Source organism: Amycolatopsis sp. WAC 04182 (assembly GCF_003947465.1).
Lineage (GTDB): Bacteria > Actinomycetota > Actinomycetes > Mycobacteriales > Pseudonocardiaceae > Amycolatopsis.
The window spans coordinates 1-637 of the sequence record NZ_QHJJ01000063.1; the positions used below are offsets into that span (position 1 = coordinate 1).

A 637-nucleotide genomic window follows, 5' to 3' on the forward strand; every position below is an offset into this window, starting at 1 on the left:
TGATCGCCACCCCCCAGTCCTCGACGTCGAGCACGACCTTCACGCCGTGCAACGCGATCGGGTGGCAGAGCGGGACCAGGTCGGGCGTACGCTTCGCCCCCATGATCCCGGCGATCCGCGCCACCCCCAGCGCGTCGCCCTTGGGCACCTCGCCGGACCGCAGCAGCGCCACGACCTCGGCCGACAACAACACCCGTCCGGTCGCCGTCGCCGTACGGGCCGAGACGTCCTTGGCCGAGACGTCGACCATGCGCGCCGCGCCGGTCTCGTCGATGTGCGTGAGTTCGCTCACAGCCGGATCACCTCCACGCTCGACCCACCGGGGACCTCGGTCACGTCCTCGGGCACCACGATCAGCGCGTTCGCCGAGGCCAGGGCGGCGAGCTGGTGGGAGCCCTGGCCGTGGGACGGCGAGACCGGGACGTCGGAGGCCTGCACGCCGCGCAGGTACGGGCGCCTGCCCGCGGGCGAGCGCAGCGACCCGGTGACGTAGGCGGTAACCGTGCGCGACGTGTCGGTCGGCAGGCCGCGCGTGTTGTCGAGCGCGGGACGTACGAACAGCATGAACGACACGAAGGAGGACACCGGGTTGCCCGGCAGGGCGAAGATCGGCACCCGGTCGTCACCCAGCACGCCG

Annotated in this window: 1 protein-coding gene and 1 pseudogene; both read right to left on the reverse strand. The window is 72.4% G+C overall.

The window, feature by feature from the left end; all coding sequences use genetic code 11:
• Positions 1–292, reverse strand: a 292-nt coding sequence (locus tag DMH01_RS42525) for a cyclic pyranopterin monophosphate synthase MoaC (RefSeq protein WP_370323616.1), incomplete at its 3' end; no start/stop codon positions are given.
• Positions 289–637 (reverse strand): annotated as a pseudogene (locus DMH01_RS42530) (molybdopterin molybdenumtransferase MoeA); the annotation flags it as partial. The gene DMH01_RS42525 and the pseudogene DMH01_RS42530, both read right to left, overlap by 4 nt.